The organism is Sphingomonas degradans, assembly GCF_053502645.1.
The window spans coordinates 2,497,799-2,520,499 of sequence record NZ_CP177172.1 but is presented as its reverse complement, the minus strand read 5'-3'; the positions used below and the strand labels follow the sequence as shown (position 1 = coordinate 2,520,499).

Below are 22,701 nucleotides of genomic sequence, written 5' to 3'. Positions count from 1 at the left end.
GCGTGACCGGGCGTTAGCGTGTCAGTTCGGGCAGCAGGGCGCGGGCTGCGCGTACGTCCGGATGGTGTTCGTCGCCTTCGATGCGCGCGAGGGCCGGCTCCAGTATGCGCGCCGCCGCGTCCGGGGGCATCAGGCGGGCCAGCGATGTCGCGGCCCGCAGCGCCCACAGCCCTGCGCCCTGCGCCTCTGCGATCGCCAGCGCGCGTTCGAACTGCGCCCGCGCAGCCGCTGCGTCGCCGGCTTGCAGCCTGTTCTCGCCGTCGGCGCGCAGGATCTCTGCGGTCGCCCAATGGGGGGCGCTTGCTTCCGCCCGTGCGATCGCCTCTGCATCGCACAGCGCCGCGCAGGCGGTGATGAACACATCCTTGTCGTGCGGCAGGGGTGGGCGGATTCGGTCGAGCGGAAACGGCTGTGGCGGCTTCCCCATGCGCAGGTCGGCGATCCGCGAAAACCATGCGGCGAGTTCGGCCATGTAGGTGAAGCGGTTGTCGTCCGCCGCGCGACCGAGCAGGTCGGCATAGTGCCGGGCCAGTTCGTCGTCGCCCAGCCACAGCGCGACCGGACAGGCCGCGTTGCTCAACAGATAGCAGAACGAGCTCGGATTGCGCAGCCGCCGGGCATCGATCACCGCTTCCATGATCGTCGCCCGCGCGCTTTCCAGCCGGCCCTGTACCGCCAGCGTCACGCTGTGGTTGCCCCGCAATATCGTCGCATGATCGTATCGAAGCATGGCGCCATAGGCGGTGCGGTCGCTGCAGTGGGTGACCAGTTCGGCGCCGATCGCCGCCGATTCTTCCATGCGCCCGACGCGGAACGTCATCGTCGCTATCACCCGTTGGGCGAAATGCTGGAGGTCGCGATCGACATCATTGCGCTCCGGCCCCAGCATCTGCTGCGCAAGCGTGAGCGACGCGGGATGATCGCCCATGATTCCCCGTTGACCGGAAAGCATCCACAGCGCCGTCGCCCTGGCCACGGGATCGCCGAGCTTCTTGGCAATGCGCAGCACCTGCGTCGCTGCGCGCACGAAGCGTTCGCCGGGCCGGTCGGCGTTGAACAACAGCACGCACAGGCCGATCTGGAGCTTGATTTCCTCGGCCCCGCCGCGCTGGCCAAGCGTATCCAGCGTGGTAAGCGCCTGCTCCAGCCAGCGATGATATTCGGCGAATTGCGACATGCCGAGCCACAGCGGTGCAGAAGCAATAATCAGGCGGATGCCCAATTGCCTGTCGCCGGCCTCGCCGAGGGACCAGACCAGCGCCGCGCGCACGTCGTCGATTGCGTTGCCGTATCGCTCCCACCAGGTGGCGCGCTCCATCCGCAGCCAATCGGCCTGGGCGCGATCCAGCAGCGTCCCGACCCATTCAGCGTGCCGACGCGCCGCGATTTCCGCCTGACCGGAGTCCTCCAGCTTGCGGCGGGCATAGGCCTTGGTCGTCTCCAGCAGGCGATAGGTGACGTGTCGGGGCGAAGGCTCGACGGTCAGCAACGATTTCGTCGCCAATTGCAGAACGGCCTGCGCAGTGTTCATAGGCTCTGCCGGGTCCGGCGCGGCGACCTGTACGGCGGCGGCAAGATCGAAAGTGGCGCGGAACAGGCTGAGGCAGCCGAACACCAGCCGCTCGTCAGGCGCGAGCAGCTCGTAGCTCCAGTCCAGCATCGCTTCGAGCGTTTCGTGGCGCGCGAGCGTGCGACGACCAAAGGCGAAGGGTGAGAGGCGCCCGGCGAGGCCACTGGACAGCGCATCCAGCCCCACCATCGGCGCCGCTGCCGCCGCCAGTTCGAGCGCGAGCGGCAGTCCGTCGAGCGAGCGACACACCGCCGCGACCTGCCGGGCATTCTCTTCGCCGAGCGAGAATCCCCCAGCCGCCGCCGCGCGCTCCGCGAACAGCGCGACCGATGGGTTGCCGGTTATCGTCTCCATGGTATCCGCTGCGGCGGGCACAGGCAGGGGCTGGAGATGCACCTGCACTTCCCCCGGCACCCGCAGCGGCTCGCGGCTGGTCGCCAGCAGCGTGACGCGCGGGCAGGATTGCAGCAGCGCCTCTGCGGCTCTGGCTGCGGTGTCGATCAGATGTTCGCAATTGTCGATCATCAGGACCAGTTCGGCCGCGCGCAGGCGTTCCACCAGCACGGCGGGCATCGTGTCCTGGCCCATCGGGCTTTGGAGCGCCGCGGCGGTGGCGGTGGCCACGTGCGCAAGCGACGTGCAGTTGGTCAGATCGACAAGGCACACGGCGGTGCGGGCGCGAAGCTGCGTCAGCGCCGCCAGCGCCACGCTCGTCTTGCCGATGCCGCCCGAACCGACGATCGTGACCAGCCGATGCCGCGCGACGCTCTCGACCACCTCGGCCACGCACGCCTCGCGGCCGATCAGGCGGTTGATCTGCAGCGGCAGCGGCAGCGGGCGGATTTCCGCAGAGATCGGCACCTGCGCCGTTTCTTCGCCCGTCGCCTCGATGGTCACGTCGGCGCGCAACCGATAGCCGCGGCCCGGCACATTGACGATCTCGATATCGTCATCCGCCCCGGCGCGCAGCGCGCGGCGGATGGCGGTGATGTGCACGCGCAGATTGTTTTCCTGGACGAAGATGTTCGGCCAGACGCGATCGGTGATTTCCTGCACCGAAACGACCTCACCCGCGCGTTCGGCGAGCAGCGCCAGGATCGCGAGCGCGCGGGAGCCCAGGCCGACACGGACGCCGCCACTCAGCAATTGCCCCCGTTCCGGGCGAAGCTCGAACGAGCCGAACCGGATGACCCTGTCGCTCATGACCGTCTGGCGTGTAGCCGACCCACGTACGTCCCCCCCGACAGACACGTTAGCGCTAACTGTATGCGCGAATTAGCAGCCTTTGACACCTGTTAAGTCGGGGCTTTTGGGCGGTTCGTCTATGCGGCTCGGGCAGGGACGGGGACCGAGATTTGCTCGACGTCCGCCACCGTTCCGCGCCCGGAGATAGTGTATGCGCCTCGTAGAGATTGCTGCGCCGGTTGATGCCGGTGCCGGAGAGACCTTTCGACCAACGCCCGAGGACGTGCGGGCGCAACTGGTACGGCTTCGCGATCATGCGTTCACCGGCTCGGACAAGCTGTACGCCTTTCTGCACTTCGTCGTGGAGGAGGCGCTGGCCGGTCGCGGGGGCACGCTGAAGGAACTGGTGATCGGCGTCGAGCTCTATGGCGGCGTCGTCGATTATGATCCGCGCATCGATTCCGCCGTGCGCGTCGAGGCGCGCCGATTGCGGCGTAAGCTCGCGGCCTATTATACCGGGCCGGGCCGTGAGGACCCGGTGATCGTGACGATCCCGACGGGAGGCTATGCGCCGCGCTTTCACTTGCGGCAGGATGCATCGCGCATCGCCCAGGCGGCCGGCACGGCGCCGAGGTCGCCGATGCTGGCGGTGCTGCCGTTCACTGCGCTGTGCATCCACGAGAAGGCCTTTGCGGCGGGGGTGACGGACGAGATCATCTACGCGGCGGAGCGGGACGCGCGTCTCCGGGTCGCGCCGCGCGCGATCATGTTCCAGTTTCGCGAGAGCCGCTATTCGCTCGACGAAGTCGCCCTGCACGCCGGATCGGATCTCGTTCTGCACGGCACGATCCGCCGGGTGCAGGAGACGCGCCGGGTGTCGGTGGAACTGTCCAGTCGCTGGGGAGAGGTCCTGTGGTCGGACCGCATCGATATCGTCGGCGAGAGTGAACTCGACGTGCAGGAACGCATGGCGCGGGTGATCCTTGACCGGCTCCCGCAGGATGCGCTGCGCGAGCGGGGCGTCCTGGATGCCGCCTGAAGCGCGCTAACAGGCACTCGCGTCCGGACCGGCGAGTCAGGACCTATACCCGTGCAGCGCGGCGAATGCTCGGCGCCGGCAGAAGGTTTGACCCGTGAAACCATATCTTCTCACAGCCCATCCGCACGTCCGCGTGACGATCGCGTCGGTGGCCCGCACGGGCGCTGTTGGCGACGCGGTTCCGTCGACAGCGTCATGAGCGGGGAGCATGTTTTCAGGCCCGAGGAGCGACCGCTCTTCGCCGGGTCGCCATTCTCGCCATCGCATCCTGCTCGTCGTCGCCTCGGCTATTTTGCCATAGGCATGTTCATCAGCGCGACCTCGACGTTCGGTAACGCGCTGACGACGGTCAACACGGGAAGCGTCGCCGGCCCCCTGGGCCTCTACGCTGCCGAGGCCGCCGCCCTGCCGGCACTTTATGTCGCGATGAATGCGACGGCCAACCTCTCGCTCGTGAAGGCACGGGCGCAGTTCGGCATCGCGCAGGTGACCGGCTTTTTCCTTTGCCTTAACGCGCTTGCGGGGCTGGTCCATTTCGGCTTCGCCAGCTTCTGGGCGGCGGTGTTCGTGCGCGCGACCAGCGGCATGGCCGCCGCCGCGCTGATTACCCTCGGTGTCTATTATCTGATGCAGGCGCTGCCACCCAAGGCGAAGCCGGTCGGCGCGGTGATCGGCATGGGGCTTTCTCAGCTCGGCACGCCGCTGGCCCGGCTCGTCCCCGTCGAGGTGCTGGTCGACAACGGGCTCTGGGGTCTGCACGCGATCGAAGTCGCGCTGGCGCTGGTTTCGCTTGCGCTCCTTCTCGCGCTGCCACTGCCGCCCAGCGAGAAGAGCAAGGCGTTCGCGCCGCGCGATTTCCTGACGATCCCCCTGGCGACCGCCGGCATGTTGCTGCTCTGTCAGGTCATCGGGCAGGGCCGTGCGCTCTGGTGGTCGGACACGCCCTGGCTCGGCGTGGCGCTCGCGGTTTCCATCGCGTTGCTCACGGCGGCGTTTCTCAACGAGACGAACCGGCGCGATCCGCTGGTGCATTTCGAATGGATCGGCACCTGGGGCATATTGCGGTTCGCCGCCGTCGCGCTGGTCGTGCGCCTGGCGCTGGCCGAGCAAAGCTATGGCGCGGTCGGCCTGCTGACGCTCGGCGGGCTCAACAACGACCAGCTCGGGACGCTGTTCGCCGTCGTCGTGCTCGCGATGCTGCTGGGGATTGTCGCTGCCGCGCTGACGCTGTCCGAGCGCCGCTTGCCCTGGCAGGTGCTGGTCGCCGCCCTGATTATCGCTGCCGGCGCGTGGCTGGACAGCGACGCAACCACGCTCACACGCCCTGCGCAATTGATGCTGAGCCAGGCCCTGATCGGCTTCGGCACCACCTTGTTCGCAGGGCCGGCGCTGCTTTACGGATTTCTCCGCATGATCCAGCGGGGAGGCGATCACCTCGTCAGCTTCGTCGTCACGTTCAGCATCACGCAGAATGTCGGCGGGCTCATGGGGTCCGCGCTGCTCGGCTCGTTGCAGACGACCTGGGCGCGCAACGCCAGCAACGCGCTTGCGGCCGATATGCTGGCCAGCGATCCGCAGGTCGCCGCGCGGATCGGCGGCGGCGGCGCGTCGCTGGCCGCCGTGCTCGTCGATCCGGCCCAGCGCGCCGCACAGGGCGCGGGCCTGTTGGGACAGGCGATGGCGCGCGAAGCCGCGGTGATCGCCTTCAACGATACTTTCCGCTTCGTGGCCATGCTTGCGCTGGTCACCGCAGCCTTCCTTTTCGCGAACATCCTCGTCGCGCGCACCCGAGAGAAGACCCATGACCGCAGCTGAAGACGCCCAACCGCCAGAGAACGCGGCGCCGCAGTGGCGCCCCGCCGCCAAGCGCCCGATACGGATCGCCGCCACGGTGGCGCTGGCGCTTGCCGGTATTCTCCTCGTCCTCGCCGCCTGGAGTCTGCCGCCCTTTGCCGGGCGATACGAGGCGACCGACAATGCCTATGTGCGCGGCCGGGTCACGGTCATTGCGCCGCAGGTGAGCGGCTACGTCCTGCAGGTGCTGGTCCACGACTATCAGGTGGTCACGCCCGGCCAGATATTGGTGCGCATCGACGACCGCGTCTACCGCGCCCGCGTCGAGCAGGCGCGCGCCAATCTCTCGGCAGCCGAGGCCGCGCTGGCCAATTCCACCCAGGCGCGCGCATCCCGATCAGCAGGCCTCCAGGGCCAGGTAGCAGGCGTCGAAGGCGCTCGCGCGCAGCTCGCCCGCGCGCAGGCCGACATGGCGCGCGCGCAGGATCTTGCCCGCGATGGCTCGATCTCGATGCGCGAGCGCGACCAGACGCTGGCGGCGCTCGCCCAGGCACAGGCGCAGCTGCGCCAGGCACAGGCCGGCAGCGAGATCGGCCGCCAGGATATCCGAACGGTCGAAGTCGGCCGTGGCGGTCTGGAAGCGCAGGTCGAAGCGGCGCACGCACAGCTGCACGCCGCCGAGATCGACCTCGAGCACACCGTGATCCGCGCGCCCGAAAGCGGCGTCCTTGGCGAAGTCGGCATCCGCGTCGGCACCTATGTCACCAACGGATCGCAGCTGCTCGCGATCGTGCCGCCGGACCGCTGGGTCATCGCCAACTTCAAGGAAACCCAGACAGGCCGGATTCGCCCGGGCCAGCCCGCCATCCTGACCGTTGACGCCCTGAATGGCGCCAGGCTGAAGGGCCATGTCGAGCGCCTGTCGCCCGCTGCCGGATCGGAGTTCGCGGTGCTCAAGCCGGACAATGCGACCGGCAACTTCGTGAAAATCCCGCAGCGGATCGGCGTGCGGATCGCGATCGATCCCGGCGCGGCAGAGGCGAAGCGCCTGCGCCCGGGCATGTCGGTGGAGGTCCGCGTCGACACGAGCGCCCGGCCATGAGGGGGCGTCTAGCTGCCGTCAGCCTCGCCCTGCTGCTGTCGGCCTGTGCCGGCCCCCGCCCGGCGGTGCCGCCAGCAGCCGAGGTCACGCCGCCGGCCCAGTGGCGCGATGCTCGCGGAGCATTGGACATCGCCGTCGACGCGCAATGGTGGCGTAGCTTTGGCGATGCCACGCTGGACGGCCTCGTGGAAGCGGCGCTCGCGCGCAATGCGGATATCGCAATCGCCGCCGCGCGGGTCGAGGAGGCGCGCGCGCAGTTCGCCGCCGCGCGCGGCGCCCGGATGCCGCAGGTCCAAGCCGTCGGCACGGGCGGCCGCACCCGCAGCGTCAACGCGTTCGGGATCGATGTCGAGCAATGGGCGGGGCAGGGCGACGTGCAGGCGTCGTTCGACCTCGACCTGTTCGGCCGCCTGCGCAACAGCGCCGCCGCCGCGAAAGCACAGCTCCTTGCCAGCGAGGACAGCCGCGAAACTGTCCGGCTTGCCATCGCCGCAGGCGTGGTCAGCGGCTATGTCCAGCTCAGGACGTTGGACGAACGGCGGGCGATCCTGCGCCGCACGCTCGATGCGCGCGCGGGCACCCTGAAGCTCATTCGCCGCCGCGCTGAGGCGGGGTATGGCTCGCAACTCGATCTGGCGCAGGCCGAAGCGGAGTATCAGGCGGCGGCCCAAATCCTCCCGACCGTGGACCTCGCGATCGCCAAGCTGGAGAACGGCCTCAGCATCCTGCTCGATCGCGCGCCGGGCCCCATCGCGCGCGGCGCGGCGCTGACGGCGCTGACCGTCCCAATGATCCCGTCGCAGCTGCCGGCGCGCGTGCTTCGACAGCGCCCCGACATCGCCGCAGCCGAGCAACAGGTCGTTGCGGCCGATCGCGCGCTCGACGCGGCACGCGCCGCGTTCCTGCCCGACATCAAGCTGGCGGCATCCGGCGGCTTCGTCGCGTCCTCGCTGCTCCCGGACGATCCGCTTTCGATCTTCTCGCTGGGCGGCAGCATCCTGGCGCCGATCTTCAACGGCGGAAGGATCCGCGCCCAGGCAGATGGCGCGAGCGCCCGCCGCGACCAGGCCGCCTTTGCGTATCGAAAGGCGGCGCTTACGGCGTTTCGCGAGGTCGAAGACGGGATGGCGTCGGTCGAACGGTATGGAGAACAGGAGGATGTGCTGACGCGCCAGCAGGCCGCGCTCCTCCGCGTCCAGCAGCTCGCGTCGCGCCGCTATCGCGAGGGCTATTCGCCCTATCTCGAACAGCTCGACGCCGAGCGCAGCCTGTTGTCGTCGCAATTGTCGCTCGTGCAGGCGCGCGGCGACCGCCTGCTCGCATCGACCGCGCTCTTTCAGGCGCTTGGGGGCGGTTGGCAGCCTCCGGGGCGGCGGGCGGAATGATCCGTCCGCGCATCACCTTGTCGCTAACGGTCCCTCACCTCCGGACCGCCATGCAATACGCTCTTTAGACGATGGAGCGCGGCGAAAGGCTTGTCGCCCCTGGCGACGCCTACCCGGCGCAGCGGTGAGACCTCAGAACGCCATAGATATCCCGCCTCGGTGAGAGGGTGTGGCGTCAGACGACAAGGAAATTCGAATGGATTTGGGAAATAAAGTCGCGATCGTCACGGGCGCCGCCAGCGGGATCGGGAAGGAGATCGCCCGCCAGTTCATCCAGCAAGGCGCAAAAGTGGCCATTGCCGATCTCAACATCGACGCCGCGCGCGCGACTGCCGAAGAGCTCGATCCCAGCGGCGTCTCGGCCATGGCGGTGAAGATGGACGTGACGAGCGAGAGCGAGGTCGATGCGGGCGTAGGCGCGGTATGCGATTCCTTCGGTGGGATCGATATCCTCGTCTCCAACGCAGGCATCCAGATCGTGTCGCCCGTCGACGAGTTCGCTTTCGCGGACTGGAAGAAGATGCTCGCGATCCATCTGGACGGCGCGTTCCTCACCACCCGGGCATGTCTTCAGCGGATGTACGCCCAGCAGCGCGGCGGCTCGATCCTCTACATCGGGTCGGCACACTCCAAGGAAGCGTCCAGGCTGAAGGCGCCGTATGTCGCGGCTAAACACGGGCTGCTCGGGCTCGCCAAGGTCGTCGCGAAGGAAGGTGCCGAGCACGGCGTCCGCGCCAACGTGGTCTGCCCGGGATTTGTGCGGACTCCGCTCGTCGAGAAGCAAATCCCGCAGCAGGCGAAAGAACTCGGCATCACCGAAGAACAGGTGATCCGCGACGTCATGCTCAAGGAAACCATCGACGGGCAGTTCACCACGCTCGACGACGTGGCGCGGTGTGCGACGTTTCTCGCGGCATTTCCTTCCAATGCACTGACTGGTCAGTCGATCGTGGTCAGCCACGGCTGGGCGATGCAATAGCCAAGGGGGCGCTCCAATGAATATCGCATTGAAACCTGAGAGATTTGGGCGGGCCGGGCGCGTGCAGCAACCGGCTCCCTTTGATTGCGTCGCGCTTGTCCTGCAGGGCGGCGGTGCGCTCGGCGCCTATCAAGCCGGTGTGTACGAAGCACTGGCCGAAGCGTCACTCCACCCGAACTGGGTCGCGGGCATCTCGATCGGCGCGATCAACGCCGCGCTGATCGCCGGCAACGCGCCGGAGCTGCGCGTCGAGAAGCTGCGTGCCTTCTGGAAGACCGTGACCGCCGACCCCTGGTCGGACTGGGTGGGCACGCCCAGCCAACTCGGCGGAGACCTGGTCCGCCACTGGGCAAACCAGTGGCATGCTGCGGACGCTGTATTGCGCGGTGTCGGAGGGTTCTTTGCGCCGCGGAGGGTGCCCGCCTATTTCGCGCCTGCCGGCACGCTGGACGCGATCAGCTTCTACGATACGTCGTCGCTCAAGACGACGCTCGAACGGCTGGTCGATTTCGACAGGATCAATGCGGGCGAAATGCGCTTCAGCGTCGGCGCAGTGAACGTGGCGACGGGCAACCTGATCTATTTCGACAACCGGACGCACGCGATCCGGCCCGAGCATGTCATGGCCAGCGGCGCGCTCCCCCCTGCCTTGCCGCCGGTCGAGATTGAAGGCGAGTTTTATTGGGACGGCGGCGTCGTCTCGAACACCCCGCTCCAATGGGTGGTCGATGGCGCAGAGCGCCAGGATACGCTCGCCTTCCAGGTCGATTTGTGGAGCGCACGCGGCGCCATCCCTCGCACGATGCCGGAGGTGATGACCCGCCAGAAGGAAATCCAGTATTCCAGCCGGACACGGGCGCGATCCGATCAGTTCAGGAAGGAGCAGCAGCTGCGCAGCGCCTTGACCGAACTCATTTCGAAACTGCCCGAACCTCTGCGCGACACGCCCGAATATGCGCTGCTGGCCCCCGAGTCCGATCGCAAGGTCTACAACATCATCCAGCTCATCTATCAGGCGCATCGCACGGAAGGGGACTCGAAGGACTTCCAATTTTCGGCGCGCAGCATGGAAGACCATTGGGCTGCGGGGCTGTCCGACACGATCCGCACCCTGCGCCATCCCGAAGTGCTGCAGCGCCCGACCAGCGCCGATGGCGTCTTCACCTTCGACATTGCCGCCGACGGGAGGCTTTCATGAACATTTCCGACGTCCGCAAGCACGCGTTCGCGATGCCGCTGACACAACCTGCGTACCCGCCGGGGCCGTATCGGTTCTGCGACCGCGAGTTCCTCATCCTCACCTACCGCACCGATCCCGACAAGCTTCGCGCGATCGTCCCCGAACCGCTCGAAGTCGTCTCCGACCTGGTGAAGTTCGAATTCATCCGCATGCCGGACTCGACCGGCTTCGGCAATTACACCGAAGCCGGTCAGGTCATCCCCGTGCGCTTCCGGGGCGTGAGCGGGAATTACACGCTCAACATGTTCCTGAACGACCACCCGCCGATCGCGGGCGGGCGGGAGATATGGGGCTTTCCCAAGAAGCTCGCCGGCCCCAGCCTCCAGACCGAAACCGACACGCTGGTCGGCACGCTGGACTACGGCCCGGTCCGCGTCGCGACAGGGACCATGGGCTACAAGTACAAGGTGGGGGACGCGGACGCGACGCTGCGCTCGCTCGCCGCGCCGAACTTCCTCCTGAAGATCATTCCTCACGTCGACGGAACCGCCCGCATCTGCGAACTCGTCGAGTATCATCTGGAAGACATTCAGCTGAAAGGGGTGTGGACGGGGCCGGGGGCCTTGTCGCTGGTTCCCCATGCGCTGGCGCCGGTGGCGGATCTGCCGATACGCGAACTCGTGTCGACAACCCATTTCGTTGCGGACCTCACACTCGGACTTGGCAAGGTCGTCTACGACTATCTCGACGACACGTAATACCAAGTCGCGTTGAGCGCGACTCATACCACCCGTCCCGCATGGTCGGGAAAACGCCCTATCGGGCCGCGTCGCTCAGAACAGGCCGTCGTCCTCGTCTTCATCCTCCCCGGGCGTGCCGGCTTCGGTTTCCACTTCTTCCTGCTCGGCGGCGGAGGCGATCGCGAAGGCGCGGTGCACGGCGCGTTCGCTGGCCATGGTGTAGCTCTGGGCGATCCGGTCGAGCAGCGGGTGCAGTATCGCCGCAGTCTCTTCGTCCGGCGCAGGGCACGGTGCCGCCAGTAACGACAGCCGCTCTGCGGCCATCCGCAGTTCCTCGCCATATTCGGCTTCGCAGTCGATCGCCCGGCTGGTGGCTTCGATAGTCCGCGTGACCGATGCCGCGTGCGCGTCGAGGCCCTGGATCCCTTCGCGCATGCGCATCGCGCCATGGTGAATACACTCCATCGAGGCGACGAGTGCCGTGGCCAGATCGACACCCGGCTCTGCATCGGGGTCGCGCAGCGCCGCAACCGCCTCCACCAGCGTTTCCACCGACGTACGGATCGCGCCGGAAATCCGCGCCAGCGTCGTCGCGAAGGTCCGGATTTCGGAGGCGACCATCGCCAATGCCTTGCCCTCATCGCCAAGCCGGTGGCACCGCAGATCGGTGTTCCACGCCATCAGATGCACGTCTTCGTTGACGCGGTGCACGATGCGCAGCCGGGCGGCGAGGCGCTCGGCGCCATCGGAGGTGGAGAGGGACAGCGTCTGGGCGCGGGCATCGGCATCGCGCAGCTTGGTGGTCACCGTGCTCACCTCTGCCACGCTTTGTTCGAGCGCGGCGAGGAACGCGGCCTTGTCGTCGCCGCTCGTCGCCCGGTCCCCCTCGGCCTTGATCTCCAGCAGCGCCGCGATGCTGGGCGCGATCCCCGTCAGGCTTTCGCAGAGCCGCAGCGATTCCTGATGAAAACCGGTTATCGTGTCGGCCGTCTGCGCAGCGAGCAGCGCAATCACATGGCCGCTGGCCTGCAGCACCGCGCCGGGCTGCGCAAGATCGCCCTGCTGGCGCACCGCGATCACGGCGCCGAGGCCGGCAGCGATATGTTCCAGCCGCTGGCGCGTGATGTCGCCGATCTGCATGGCGCCGATGGCACTTGCCACCTTTGCACGGATGTCGCGCGCCACATCGGCGATGCGGGCGGCGCGCACGCTGTCCTGCACCTGGTGGCGTTGCAGCGCGACGGCGTCGGCGGAGAGCTTGCGTGGCACCTGCGGGATCACGCGCGCGCATTCCGCGCCGAGCTGGCGATCCACTTCGAGCAGCGCGGGGATGCTGGCGATCAGTTGCTCGATGTCCTCGCCGATGCCGCCGATCTCGCGCTCGCCGACATCGAGCCGTTCGGACATGGTATCGGCAAAGGCGGAAAAGCCGTTCTGCCCGGCGGCGGCAACACGGATGTTCAACCCGCAGATGCGCAGGAAATCGAGCGTCCGCATCACCTGGCCGATCTGATGGCGCAGCGGCTGCGCGCCGGTGGCGATCCGCTCCAGCCCCTCGCGCCGCGCGGCCTGCACCTGCGGCAGCCGCTCAAGCCGGTTGGCGATGGCCTGCATGTTGCCGATCGCCGCCTCGGCGGCGTCCCGGCCCAGGGCGTTGGTGACGCTCTCGAGTTCCTGGACCAGTTGCTCGACGATGCCATAGGCCTGCGCCAGCGCCTCGCCCGCCGAGACGAACCGCGCGTCGAGCCCGGCCGCAATGCGGGTTATCGTTGCCTCGATCGCGGGCAGCGAGATTTCGGCGCCGGGATCGGGCTCAGGGGTATCGGCTGCGTACAAGACGAGTTCCTTTCCGCGCGCTCACCGGGTTGCCGCCGCGAGCAGTTCGCTGGCGATATGGCCGAGCGCGATGACGCGTTCGGCGGCGTCGCGGGCGATTGCTTCCTTGGGCATGCCGAACACGATCGACGTCGCCTCGTCCTGCGCGAAGGTGCGGGCGCCGGCCTGCCGCATCTCCAGCAGCCCGCGCGCGCCGTCGTCGCCCATGCCGGTCATGATGATGCCGACTGCGTTCGATCCCGCCGCGCGCGCGGCCGAGCGGAACAGCACGTCGACCGAGGGGCGATGGCGCGAGACCAGCGGTCCGTCGCGCACCGACACGGAATAGCGCGCACCCTGGCGTTCGAGCATCGTGTGCTTGCCGCCGGGCGCGATCAGCACATGGCCGCGCAACACCGGATCGCCGTCGGCGGCTTCCTTCACGTCCACGTGGCACAGCCCGTTCAGCCGCTGCGCGAAGGCGCGGGTGAAATGCTCGGGCATGTGCTGGACGATGACGATGCCGGGCGAGTTGGCGGGCAGCGCCTCCAGCACTTCGCGCAAAGCCTCGGTCCCGCCGGTCGATGCGCCCATGCACACCACCATTTCGGTGGTGCGGCTCATCGGCTTGCTGTCGGGCGGCGGCAGCATCGCGTCGGCGGTGAGCTTCTTGGGCGGCGCCTCGCTGCGAAAGGCACGGGCGGTGGTGCGTCCACGCACCTTGGCGCGGGCGGCCGCCTTCACTACGTCCCGGATCTGGAGATGATGTTCGGCCAGGTGATCGGCGACCCCGAAGCGCGGCTTGAGGATCACGTCGACCGCACCCGCCTCCATCGCCTGGAGCAGCGTCTCCGATCCTTCTTCAGTCAGCGACGAGCACATCACTACCGGGACCGGGCACTGCGCCATCAGCTTCTTGAGGAAGGTGATGCCATCCATCCGGGGCATCTCGACGTCGAGCGTGATGACGTCGGGCACCATTTCCTTGATCCGTCGCGCGGCGCTGAACGGATCGGCGGCGGTGCCGATCACTTCGATCTCGGGGTCCTCGCCCAGGATCGACGCCATGGTCTGGCGCACGCTGGCCGAATCATCGACGATCAGCACGCGGATCCTGCCGACGGTCATGGCTGCCTCCGCTGGAACACCGTGCTGCCCACGGGCGTGAGCGGCAGGTCCATGCCGTGCACCGATTCCGAATGGCCGAGGAACAGATAGCCGCCCGGCGCCAGGCATTCGAGCAGCCGCGACACCACCTTTCGCTGGGTGGGCTTGTCGAAATAGATCAGCACGTTTCGGCAGAAGATCAGGTGCATGGGCTCTCCCACCGGATAGCTTTCGTCCATCAGGTTCAACCGGGCGAAACCGATCGCGCTGCGCAGTTGAGGTGCGATCCGCACCTCGCGACGGCTGCGGTCGTTGGGCGTGCGGACATAGGTGCGGTGCATTGCCGCCGGCACCGGCGCGAGCAGGCCGGCGGGGAAGATCCCCTTGCGCGCGGCGGCGAGGACATCGGTGTCGATGTCGGTCGCGAGGATGCCGTATTCGGGCCCGCCGTGGCGCGCGGCATAGTCATCGAGCACCATCGCCAGCGTATAGGGCTCAGGGCCAATCGAGCAGGCGGCGCTCCACACCCGGAGCGTCCGGACACCCTGCCGCAGCAACGCCGGCAGCGCCGTTTCCACCACAAAATCGAAATGGGCGGGCTCGCGGAAGAAATCGGTCTTGTTGGTGGTGACCACGTTGATCAGCAGCGGCGTTTCCACCGCAGCATGTTCGCCGGAGAAGAGGTGGTCGCAATAAGCATCGAGCGTGTCGACACCCACGGCCTGGAGCCGCCGCCGTAGCCGGCCTTCGACCATCGTCTTCTTGGCGTCGGGCAGCTTGATCCCCGCGACGTCGTAGACGTGCTGGGCCAGCCGCGCGAAGTTGCGCGCGCTCAGCGTGTCCGGCGGGGACATCCCCATCAAGGTGCGGGCGGTGCTCAAGACCGAATCACGCAGCCGCGGCCGGGCGATCGAGCAGCCCGGCATCCTCGGCCGAGAAGATCCTGCCCATCTCGACCAGCACGACGAAGCCGTCCGCACGGCGGAACACCCCGGCGATATAGTCCGACGGCCAGCGCACCCCGATATCGGGGGCGCCCTCCAGCTGCTCGACGGCGACGCTGCACACTTCCAGCACGCGATCGACCACCAGCCCCAGCATCAGCACGCGGCCGGCCACGGGCACGTCGACGACGAGGATCCGCGTGCTCGGCGTCGGCTGGGCGGCGGGCAGGCCGAGGCGGACGCGGAAGTCGATCGTCGTCACGCAGTGGCCACGCATGTCGGTGAGGCCCAGCAGATAGTCGGGCCCGTTAGGGATGCGGAAGGCCTCGCGATAGTCGAGAATCTCGCGGACGAGCGAGACCGGGACCGCGAACACTTCCGCCCCAAGGCCGAACGTGACGATCTGGAGCTCGCCGCCGCCGCTCATGCCGCCTGCGCTCCGAAATCGGCATCGTCGGCATCGGGGCCGCCATTGCTGAGATCGAGCGCGAAGCCGTGCGCGCGGGCCTGTTGTTCGGTCACCGTCGCGCCGCGGGGGGCGGGCTTGGTTGCCTTTGCCGGGGCCCGGCTGCGTGCCACCTCCGTGCCGCGACCGCGCGTTGCCTTCCCGGCCTCGCGCTGGCCGCCCGGCAGCTGGAAATAGGCGATGCTGGACTGTAGTTCGTCGGCCTGGCCGGCGAGTTCCTCGGAGGTCGACGAAATCTCTTCCGAGGCGCTGGCATTCTGCTGGGTGACCTGGTCGAGCTGCTGGATCGCCTTGTTGATCTGCACGGCGCCGATATCCTGTTCGCGGCAGGCTGCGCTGATCTCCGAGATGAGTTCGGCGGTGCGGCGGATGTCCGGCACCAGCTTGCGCAGCATCTCGCCGGCTTCGACTGCGGCCTTGACGGTTTCGCTCGATACCGAGCTGATCTCCGTCGCCGCGCCCTGGCTGCGTTCGGCCAGCTTGCGCACTTCCGAGGCGACCACCGCGAAGCCACGGCCATGCTCGCCGGCGCGCGCCGCCTCCACTGCGGCATTCAGCGCGAGCAGATCGGTCTGGCGGGCGATTTCCTGCACGATCCCGATCTTCTCGGCGATCGTCCGCATCGCGCCGACCGCGCGCTCCACCGCTTCGCCGCTGCTCTCGGCGGCGAGCGCAGACTGGCGGGCCATTTTCTCGGTCTGCACGGCGTTCTCGGTATTCTGGCGGATGTTCGCCGCCATCTGCTCCATCGAGGCAGAGACTTCCTCGGTCGCGGCGGCCTGTTCGGTAGCGCTCTGCGACAGCTGCTCCGAGCTGGCGGAGAGTTCCTGGCTACCCGAGGCGACCTGTTCCGAGGAGGTGCGGGTATCGGCGATGATGACGCGGAGATTCTCGACCAGCAGGTTGATCGCATCCCGCATACGACGATGATCCCCGTCGCACGGGATTTCGAACCGCTCGCGCAGATCTCCCGAACTGACGGCGTCGAGCACGCGATTGCCCTCCGAAATCGGAGTCAGGATCGCGTCCATCATGCCGTTGATGCCCGAAACGAGCGAAGCGAAGTCGCCGACGAAGCGCTTTTCGTTCCCGCGTTCGCTGAGGTCACCCGCCGTGGATGAGGCGATCAGACGCTGGACCTCCGCAGTGATCTCGCGCAGGTTCCTGCGCAGCGTCTCGATGGTGTCGTTTATGAACGCCTTCTTGCCCGGAAACTGTTCGAGCGTCGCATTGAAATTACCCTCGCCAAATTCCTTGATGCACGCCATCGCTTTCTTTTTCACAGCGATATGGGCGGAAACCATTTCGTTTACGCCGTTCGCCATTGTCGCGAAATCGCCGGGGAATTTCTCCACGGACAGGAATACGTCGATGTCTCCCTTTTCATGTTCGGAGTACATCTGTCGCATCTCGGCCAAGATACCTTTGAAATTGGCGCGCAGCATTTCGATGGTATCGTTGATGAATGCTTTCTTGCCGGGCAACTGCTCCAGCTTGGCGTTGAAATCGCCTTCGGCAAACGCGTGGACGCACGCCATGGCCTGTTTCTTCACCCCGATATGGCTGGCAACCAGGCCGTTGACGCGCTTTGCGATGACGGCGAGGTCGCCCTGAAAATGGTCGACCGGCAAAATGGCGTCGATATCGCCCTTGTCGTGCTCGGCGCACATCTGGGAAATGCGGTCGTTCAGGTCCGCGACGGGCTGGTTCGATTTGTCCAGCAGGTCGTTGATCGCCGCGAGGACGTCTCGCGTGTGCCCCTTGGCGAGCGAGAGATCCGCGCGTTCGGCGATGTCGCCCCGTGCGAAGGAACGATTGAGGCGTGCGAGTTCTTCGGTCAGGGTCGCCTTGGACACGCCGCTGAAAATATTGATGCTCATAGAATACGTCCTGTTGTCACATGTTCGCGGAAGGAAGGGGGTGGGGTCGTGACGACGCTTCACCCTGTTTCTGCGGGGATCCTGAGACGGTGTGCGGTTGCTCTAAGCGGGTGCGGCGCCAGCCGCGGCGTGTGCCTGCGGTGACTGCGCGGCGCGTATGATCTTCTCATGCGGACACCTCGGTAACGGCGTTGCCGAGCTGCGCGGCGAAGATGGCGTGGAGGTCGGGCAGGACGATCACGCCATCGGCACGTCGCACGAGGGTGCGGACGAACTGGCGGCGCCAGCGCATGCCGACGGCGGGGGGGGCCTCGCTGGCGGCGCGGTCGAGCGTGGCGACTTCGTGGACCTTGTCGGTGCGGATGCCGATCTGGAGCGGCTCTGCAGCGAGGGGAATCTCGATCACGACGATGCGGCTGTCGAGCGTCGCCTCGGCGGGCGGCATGGCGAAGGCCCGGCGCAGATCGGCGATCGGGATGATCTTGCCGCGGAAATTGACGACGCTGTGGACCAGCGGCGCGGCACCCGGCACCCGCGTTTCGGGCAGCAGGTCGAGGATCTCGCGCACCAGCACGGCTTCGAGCGCGAAGGTCTCGTCGCCGAGATCGAAGGTGAGGACTTCGAGATGGCCGGCCTCGTCCCAGGGTACGGCGGCGGGGGTGGGGGTGGGGGTGTCCTGCATGGGCTCAACCGGCGGCACGCAGCCGCTCCTCCTGCTGCTGGCCGGCCAGCACGAGCTGGACGACGTCGAGGATCAGCGCGACGCCGCCGTCGCCCAGGATCGTCGCGCCGGCAAAAGCGGCAACCTCCCGGTGGAGCGGCGACATCGACTTGATCACGGTCTGGTGGCTGCCGATGATCTGGTCCACGACCAGCCCGACGCGCTCGGCGCCGGTGGCAATGACGACGATCTTCTGGTGCGGATCGGGCTTGGTGCCCGTCTCGAACATCTCGCGCAGGCGCAGGAACGGCACCAGCCGGTCGCGCAGCGTGATGAAGCTGCGCCCGCGCGAGCGCAGATCGGCCTCCAGGCTCAGTTCCAGGCACTCTTCGACGGCAGCCAGCGGGATCACGTAGCGCCCCTCGCCGACGCGAACGAGCAGCCCGTCGATGATCGCAAGCGTCAGCGGGATGCGCAGCACTACGGTCGAGCCTTCGCCGGGCTTCGAGGTGATGTCGATCGCGCCGCGCAGGCTCTCGATCGTGCGCTTGACCACGTCCATGCCGACGCCGCGGCCCGACAGGCTGGTCACCGCCGCCGCGGTCGAGAAACCGGGGTGGAAGATCAGCTGGAGCAGGTCGCTGTCGCTGACCTGCTGGCCGGGCTGGAGCAGCCCCTGCGCCTCGGCCTTGGCGCGGACGCGCTCGCGATCGATGCCACGGCCGTCGTCGCGGATGGTGATCAGCACCTCGCCACCGGCCTGGTGCGCGGACAGGCGGACATGGCCGGTGGCGGGCTTGCCGGCGGCCTCGCGCTCGGCGGCGGGTTCGAGGCCGTGGTCGCAGGCGTTGCGGATCAGGTGGACCATCGGATCGGCGAGCCGCTCGATCACGGTCTTGTCGACTTCGGTGGCCTCGCCCTCGGTGGAGAGCTCGATCGTTTTGCCGGTCTCGCGAGCGAGATCGTGGATCAGGCGGCGGAAACGGCCGAACAGCGTGGCGACCGGCACCATCCGCAGCACCATCATCGTGTCGCGTAGCTCGCTGACCAGCCGTTCGATTTCCTCGGAGATCGAGCGCAGCACCATGTCGCCGCCGCTGCCATTGGCGAGCTGCGACAGGCGGCTGTGGACGATGACGAGTTCGCCGACCCGGTCCATCAGCTCGTCGAGCCGCTCGGCTGGCACGCGGACGCTCTCGCCGGCTTTGGCGGCGGACTTGCCCGGGGGCGCAGCGGCTTCGGGAGGAGCGGCGGCGGTGACGGTCGGGAGGTCCACCGACACCTCGGTCGCGCCGCCGATTTCCTCGACGGTCAGCTCCATGTCGTCCATCACGAACAGGAACACATCGTCGATGTCGTCACGCGACACGTCGCCGAGCAACTCGACGTCCCAGCCGATATGGCATTCGACCGGATTGAGTTCGGCAAGCGGCGGAATGCGATCGGTGCGCGCGACGATGGTGCAGTCGCCCAGTTCGCGCAGCTCGTCGAGCAGCATCAGCGGGTTGGTCCCGTTGGCCATCGCTTCTGGCGGCAGCCAGAACGATAGCCGCCAGCCCTTGCGCCGCGGCGCGGAGGGCGCGGCAGGCGGTGCGCCGGCGGCGGCATCGACTTCGCGCTGCAGTTCGGCGAGGATCGCGGCGCCGGCGGCCTCCAGCCCGGTGCCTTCGCCGTCGACCAGCGCGCGCATATGGTCCTTGGCCGACAGGATCACCGCGACCAGCCCCTGCGTCGCGGGCGCCAGCCCCTTGCGGACGCGGTCGAACGCGGTCTCGCAGTGATGGGTGAAGCCGGCCAGCGCGTCGAACCCGAACATCGCGCCCGAGCCCTTGAGCGTGTGCAGGCCGCGGAACACCGCGTCGATCAGATCGCGATCGTCAAGCCGGTGGGTCAGGTCGAGCAGGCCCTGCTCGACCTGGTCGAGCAGATCGCCGGCCTCGACGCGGAAGGCGGCGATCGGATCGCCACCGCTCACCGCCCGAGTACCTTGCGCGACACTTTGAGCAGCTGTTCGGGGACGAACGGCTTGACCAGCCAGCCGGTGGCGCCCGCCGCCTTGGCCTGCTGCTTCATCGCGTCGTCGCTCTCGGTGGTGAGGAACAGGATCGGCGTGCCGCACTGGGCGGGATCCTTGCGCAGCTCGCGGATCATCGTCAGCCCGTCCATGTTGGGCATGTTCAGGTCGGTGATGATCAGGTCGAACTTGGCGCCCTTGGCCTTCGCGAGCCCCTCGACCCCGTCGCCAGCCTCGGTGACGCTGTAGCCGGCCCCGGTCAGCGCGATTTTGATCGCCATGCGCAGGCTGGGCGAATCATCCACGGTGAGGATCGAGGCGGTCATTGCGGGCATTCTCCGTGAAACCAGAAGTCGAGATCGTCGGGGCTGGCGGCGGCCAGGAAGCCGGCGCGCTCCAGCAGCGCCGCGACTGGGGCGGGGGCGGGGCTGCGCAGGCGCACCGGCCGCCCGGCGAAGGCGGCGGTGGCGCGCAAAGCTGCCAACAGTTGGAGAAGGCTTAGGTCCCCTTCCTCAACTGTGGCGATGTCGATTTCGATCGCCCCCTCCGATGCAATTCCGTCCAACACAATGTCGCGGCATGCGCGGGCATTTCTTACAGTAACGGACGATGGAATCGCCACTATCATCATAATCCTCCGCCGAGTCCGGCAGTTTATCTTAAGTTAAAATACGTATGTGGTCAGTACAGCGTACCTGTTTCGATATTTGTAGATGCGTTTGATGGCGGGCAGACGGTCGCGATATAAATTTGATTGTCTCGGCACGCGGAGTGTTTGGTGTATGGAGAATGCACCAAGTTGATTTGCCTCGTGGCCAATGGCTTTCGAAGGGGGCGATGAGAACTGTCGCCTGAGCAGCGTTGGCGAAATCGCCGATGGCGAGCGTTACAAGCGCGTCACCGGGTGTGGCCGAAAATCCGGGCTATCTGCTGGGGTGGCATGAGGCGCGCTTGACGCGACTTGGTATGACCCGATGACGCGCTTCGGCCCCATTCTCGCGCGTTCAGCGCGGCAGAAGCAATCGAAACTGGCATTCCTCCGCCGTGCGGCAGTAGCTCGCCTCGCCACCGTGCGCGCGCGCGATGCCGCGAACGACCGCCAGCCCCAAACCCGACCCGCCGGCGACGTTGGTACCCCGTACGAACTGGCGAAACGCATCGTCTGCGACATCCAGTGGGATGCCGGGGCCATCGTCGGTGACCGTGATCGCCATGGCCTTATCGGTGAACGCGAGTGCGATCCGGAGCTTGCAGGGGTTGGCGTGACGACGCGCATTATCGACCAGGGCAATTACCGCCTGCCGGATACGGGTGAGATCAACCCGAGCGACGCCGGGTTCCAGGTTCAGATCCAGCCCGAACCCGGCGGGCATCAGCAGCGACGACAATGTGGGGGCCAGCGCTTCGAGTTCGGCGGCAAGATCGACCTCGGCCAGCTCCAGATCAAGGCGCCCGCTATCTGCCAGGCTGACGCTGCGCAGGTCCTCGACGAGCCGGGTAAGGCCGTCGACCTGCTGCTGGAGGCTGGTGACCAGTTGGGCGTCGAGCGGAAATACGCCGTCCTGTGCACCTTGCAGCCGGCCGCGCAGGATCGTCAGCGGCGTGCGCAGCTCGTGCGCGATCTGCGCGTTCCAGACCTTCACGTCGTCGGACATGCGTTGCAGCCGGCCGGCCATGGCGTTGAAATCGGCGATCAGCAGCGCGGTTTCGCCGTGCGCCTCGGGAATGGGATCGATCCGCGTCGCGAGGTCGCCGTCCGCGATGCGGCGTGCCGCGTCGCCCACCGCGCCCATCGGCCGAACGATTCTCCGGGCCAGCCGAACCGCCATCGCCAGCGCCAATAGTCCGCCGAACACGCAGGCGACCAGCGTGATGCCGACATCGAGACTGGTGGTATCCGCAACGCCCGGTGGCAGCGGGGCGACGATCCGCAGCCGCTCCAGCACGGCATAGACGACGTAGAATGCAGCCGTACTGACGATGATCGCCATCGTCGCCAGTGCAGCCATCGCCACCGCCAACTGGCGGGTAAGGCTGATCCGCTTTCTCATCCGCGTGACGACAATCGGTAGCCGACGCCGCGCACCCCTTCCGGCATGTCCGCTGCCCCGGCCTGTTCCAGCTTTCGGCGCAGCTTGCTGACGTGGCTGTCCACCGTCCGGTCCAGCGCCTCCGATCCCGGCAGACAGGCGTCGAGCAGCTCCCCGCGCGTGAAGACACGGGTCGGCGTGCGCGCCATGTGGGTGAGGAGGCGGAACTCGGTCAGCGTCAGCGCCACCTCTCCGCGATCGGTGCGGACGAGGTGCGCGGCGGTATCGATCTCCACGGGGCCGACGCGCAGCACACCCGCCGCCCCGCCGGCCCCGGAGCGGCGTAGCACGGCCTTGACCCGGGCCACCACTTCGACCGGGTTGAAGGGTTTGACGACGTAATCGTCGGCACCGACGCGCAGGGCCTGCAGCTTGTCGATGTCCTGATCGAGCGCAGTGATGACCAGCACCGGCGTACTGCCCCGCCGCCGTACTTCGGAAAGCACCTCCCAGCCATCGACCAGCGGCATCGAAAGGTCGAGCAGCAGGACGTCGGGCTTGAGCGCCAGATGCAGGTCGAGCGCGGTGCGCCCGTCGCCCGCCTGCACCGTGCGAAACCCCTCGCGCTCGAGATAGGCGCGGAGGATGTCGGCGATGTCGCGCGCGTCTTCGGCGATCAGCGCGAGCGGGTTCATGAGGGGAGGGCTCCGACGGGCATGGTGCTTCCTATCAGCGGAGCCGGTATGACCACCAGCCTGCCTCCACATAAACTCCACGCAATCTCGACGCAGTCGCAGCGCTCTGCGCGGA

Annotated in this window: 19 protein-coding genes; 7 read left to right on the top strand and 12 right to left on the bottom strand. The window is 67.3% G+C overall.

From position 1 onward, the window contains the following. Positions 1 to 13 precede the first annotated feature (13 nt). The gene (locus ACG3SL_RS11425) at positions 14 to 2,773 is read right to left on the bottom strand and encodes an ATP-binding protein (protein WP_448661239.1); all 2,760 of its coding nucleotides are present in this window, start codon (positions 2,771 to 2,773) and stop codon (positions 14 to 16) included. A gap of 193 nt (positions 2,774 to 2,966) precedes the next feature. Between ACG3SL_RS11425 and ACG3SL_RS11420 the strand changes: the two genes are divergently transcribed. From ACG3SL_RS11420 to ACG3SL_RS11390, 7 genes are all read left to right on the top strand, one after another. Then, positions 2,967 to 3,794 (top strand): hypothetical protein, encoded by an 828-nt coding sequence (locus ACG3SL_RS11420; RefSeq protein ID WP_448661238.1) that lies wholly within the window; start codon positions 2,967 to 2,969, stop codon positions 3,792 to 3,794. Positions 3,795 to 3,845: 51 nt separating this feature from the next. Continuing rightward, positions 3,846 to 5,609, top strand: a complete 1,764-nt coding sequence (locus tag ACG3SL_RS11415; protein ID WP_448661237.1) for an MFS transporter — start codon at positions 3,846 to 3,848, stop codon at positions 5,607 to 5,609. Then, a complete protein-coding gene (locus ACG3SL_RS11410) occupies positions 5,596 to 6,690 on the top strand; it encodes an HlyD family secretion protein (RefSeq protein WP_448661236.1) in 1,095 nt (364 codons plus the stop codon). Before ACG3SL_RS11415 ends, ACG3SL_RS11410 begins: the two co-directional genes overlap by 14 nt. Beyond that, on the top strand, positions 6,687 to 8,075 hold the full coding sequence (locus ACG3SL_RS11405) for an efflux transporter outer membrane subunit (protein ID WP_448661235.1): 1,389 nt from the start codon (positions 6,687 to 6,689) through the stop codon (positions 8,073 to 8,075). Before ACG3SL_RS11410 ends, ACG3SL_RS11405 begins: the two co-directional genes overlap by 4 nt. A gap of 196 nt (positions 8,076 to 8,271) precedes the next feature. Then, positions 8,272 to 9,054: a 3-hydroxybutyrate dehydrogenase gene (locus ACG3SL_RS11400; protein ID WP_448661234.1), complete on the top strand. Its 783-nt coding sequence runs from the start codon at positions 8,272 to 8,274 to the stop codon at positions 9,052 to 9,054. A gap of 61 nt (positions 9,055 to 9,115) precedes the next feature. Beyond that, entirely contained in the window at positions 9,116 to 10,252 is a 1,137-nt protein-coding gene (locus ACG3SL_RS11395; protein WP_448661232.1) for a patatin-like phospholipase family protein, read from the top strand. Continuing rightward, the gene (locus tag ACG3SL_RS11390; RefSeq protein ID WP_448661231.1) at positions 10,249 to 10,992 is read left to right on the top strand and encodes an acetoacetate decarboxylase; all 744 of its coding nucleotides are present in this window, start codon (positions 10,249 to 10,251) and stop codon (positions 10,990 to 10,992) included. Before ACG3SL_RS11395 ends, ACG3SL_RS11390 begins: the two co-directional genes overlap by 4 nt. A 75-nt stretch (positions 10,993 to 11,067) precedes the next feature. On the opposite strand, the gene ACG3SL_RS11385 is transcribed toward ACG3SL_RS11390, so the two are convergent. The 11 genes from ACG3SL_RS11385 to ACG3SL_RS11335 form a co-directional block, all read right to left on the bottom strand. After that, the gene (locus ACG3SL_RS11385; protein WP_448661229.1) at positions 11,068 to 12,810 is read right to left on the bottom strand and encodes a hypothetical protein; all 1,743 of its coding nucleotides are present in this window, start codon (positions 12,808 to 12,810) and stop codon (positions 11,068 to 11,070) included. A 21-nt stretch (positions 12,811 to 12,831) separates the two neighbouring features. Beyond that, entirely contained in the window at positions 12,832 to 13,917 is a 1,086-nt protein-coding gene (locus tag ACG3SL_RS11380) for a protein-glutamate methylesterase/protein-glutamine glutaminase (RefSeq protein ID WP_448661228.1), read from the bottom strand. After that, positions 13,914 to 14,756 (bottom strand): CheR family methyltransferase, encoded by an 843-nt coding sequence (locus tag ACG3SL_RS11375; RefSeq protein ID WP_448665117.1) that lies wholly within the window; start codon positions 14,754 to 14,756, stop codon positions 13,914 to 13,916. Before ACG3SL_RS11375 ends, ACG3SL_RS11380 begins: the two co-directional genes overlap by 4 nt. Positions 14,757 to 14,784: 28 nt before the next feature. Continuing rightward, complete coding sequence (locus tag ACG3SL_RS11370; protein ID WP_448661227.1) at positions 14,785 to 15,267, bottom strand: chemotaxis protein CheW; 483 nt, start codon at positions 15,265 to 15,267, stop codon at positions 14,785 to 14,787. After that, positions 15,264 to 17,186: a methyl-accepting chemotaxis protein gene (locus tag ACG3SL_RS11365; RefSeq protein ID WP_448661226.1), complete on the bottom strand. Its 1,923-nt coding sequence runs from the start codon at positions 17,184 to 17,186 to the stop codon at positions 15,264 to 15,266. The genes ACG3SL_RS11370 and ACG3SL_RS11365 overlap by 4 nt, the downstream gene beginning before the upstream one ends. Before the next feature lie 166 nt (positions 17,187 to 17,352). Continuing rightward, positions 17,353 to 17,868: a chemotaxis protein CheW gene (locus ACG3SL_RS11360; protein ID WP_448661224.1), complete on the bottom strand. Its 516-nt coding sequence runs from the start codon at positions 17,866 to 17,868 to the stop codon at positions 17,353 to 17,355. A 4-nt stretch (positions 17,869 to 17,872) separates the two neighbouring features. Further along, positions 17,873 to 19,822, bottom strand: coding sequence for a chemotaxis protein CheA (locus tag ACG3SL_RS11355; protein ID WP_448661223.1), 1,950 nt, complete (start codon positions 19,820 to 19,822; stop codon positions 17,873 to 17,875). Then, on the bottom strand, positions 19,819 to 20,187 hold the full coding sequence (locus ACG3SL_RS11350; protein WP_010546075.1) for a response regulator: 369 nt from the start codon (positions 20,185 to 20,187) through the stop codon (positions 19,819 to 19,821). Before ACG3SL_RS11350 ends, ACG3SL_RS11355 begins: the two co-directional genes overlap by 4 nt. Further along, positions 20,184 to 20,489: an STAS domain-containing protein gene (locus ACG3SL_RS11345; protein WP_448661222.1), complete on the bottom strand. Its 306-nt coding sequence runs from the start codon at positions 20,487 to 20,489 to the stop codon at positions 20,184 to 20,186. Before ACG3SL_RS11345 ends, ACG3SL_RS11350 begins: the two co-directional genes overlap by 4 nt. A 376-nt stretch (positions 20,490 to 20,865) precedes the next feature. Beyond that, the gene (locus tag ACG3SL_RS11340) at positions 20,866 to 21,912 is read right to left on the bottom strand and encodes an ATP-binding protein (RefSeq protein ID WP_448661221.1); all 1,047 of its coding nucleotides are present in this window, start codon (positions 21,910 to 21,912) and stop codon (positions 20,866 to 20,868) included. Next, positions 21,909 to 22,586, bottom strand: coding sequence for a response regulator (locus tag ACG3SL_RS11335; RefSeq protein WP_448661220.1), 678 nt, complete (start codon positions 22,584 to 22,586; stop codon positions 21,909 to 21,911). The genes ACG3SL_RS11340 and ACG3SL_RS11335 overlap by 4 nt, the downstream gene beginning before the upstream one ends. Positions 22,587 to 22,701: the final 115 nt, after the last annotated feature.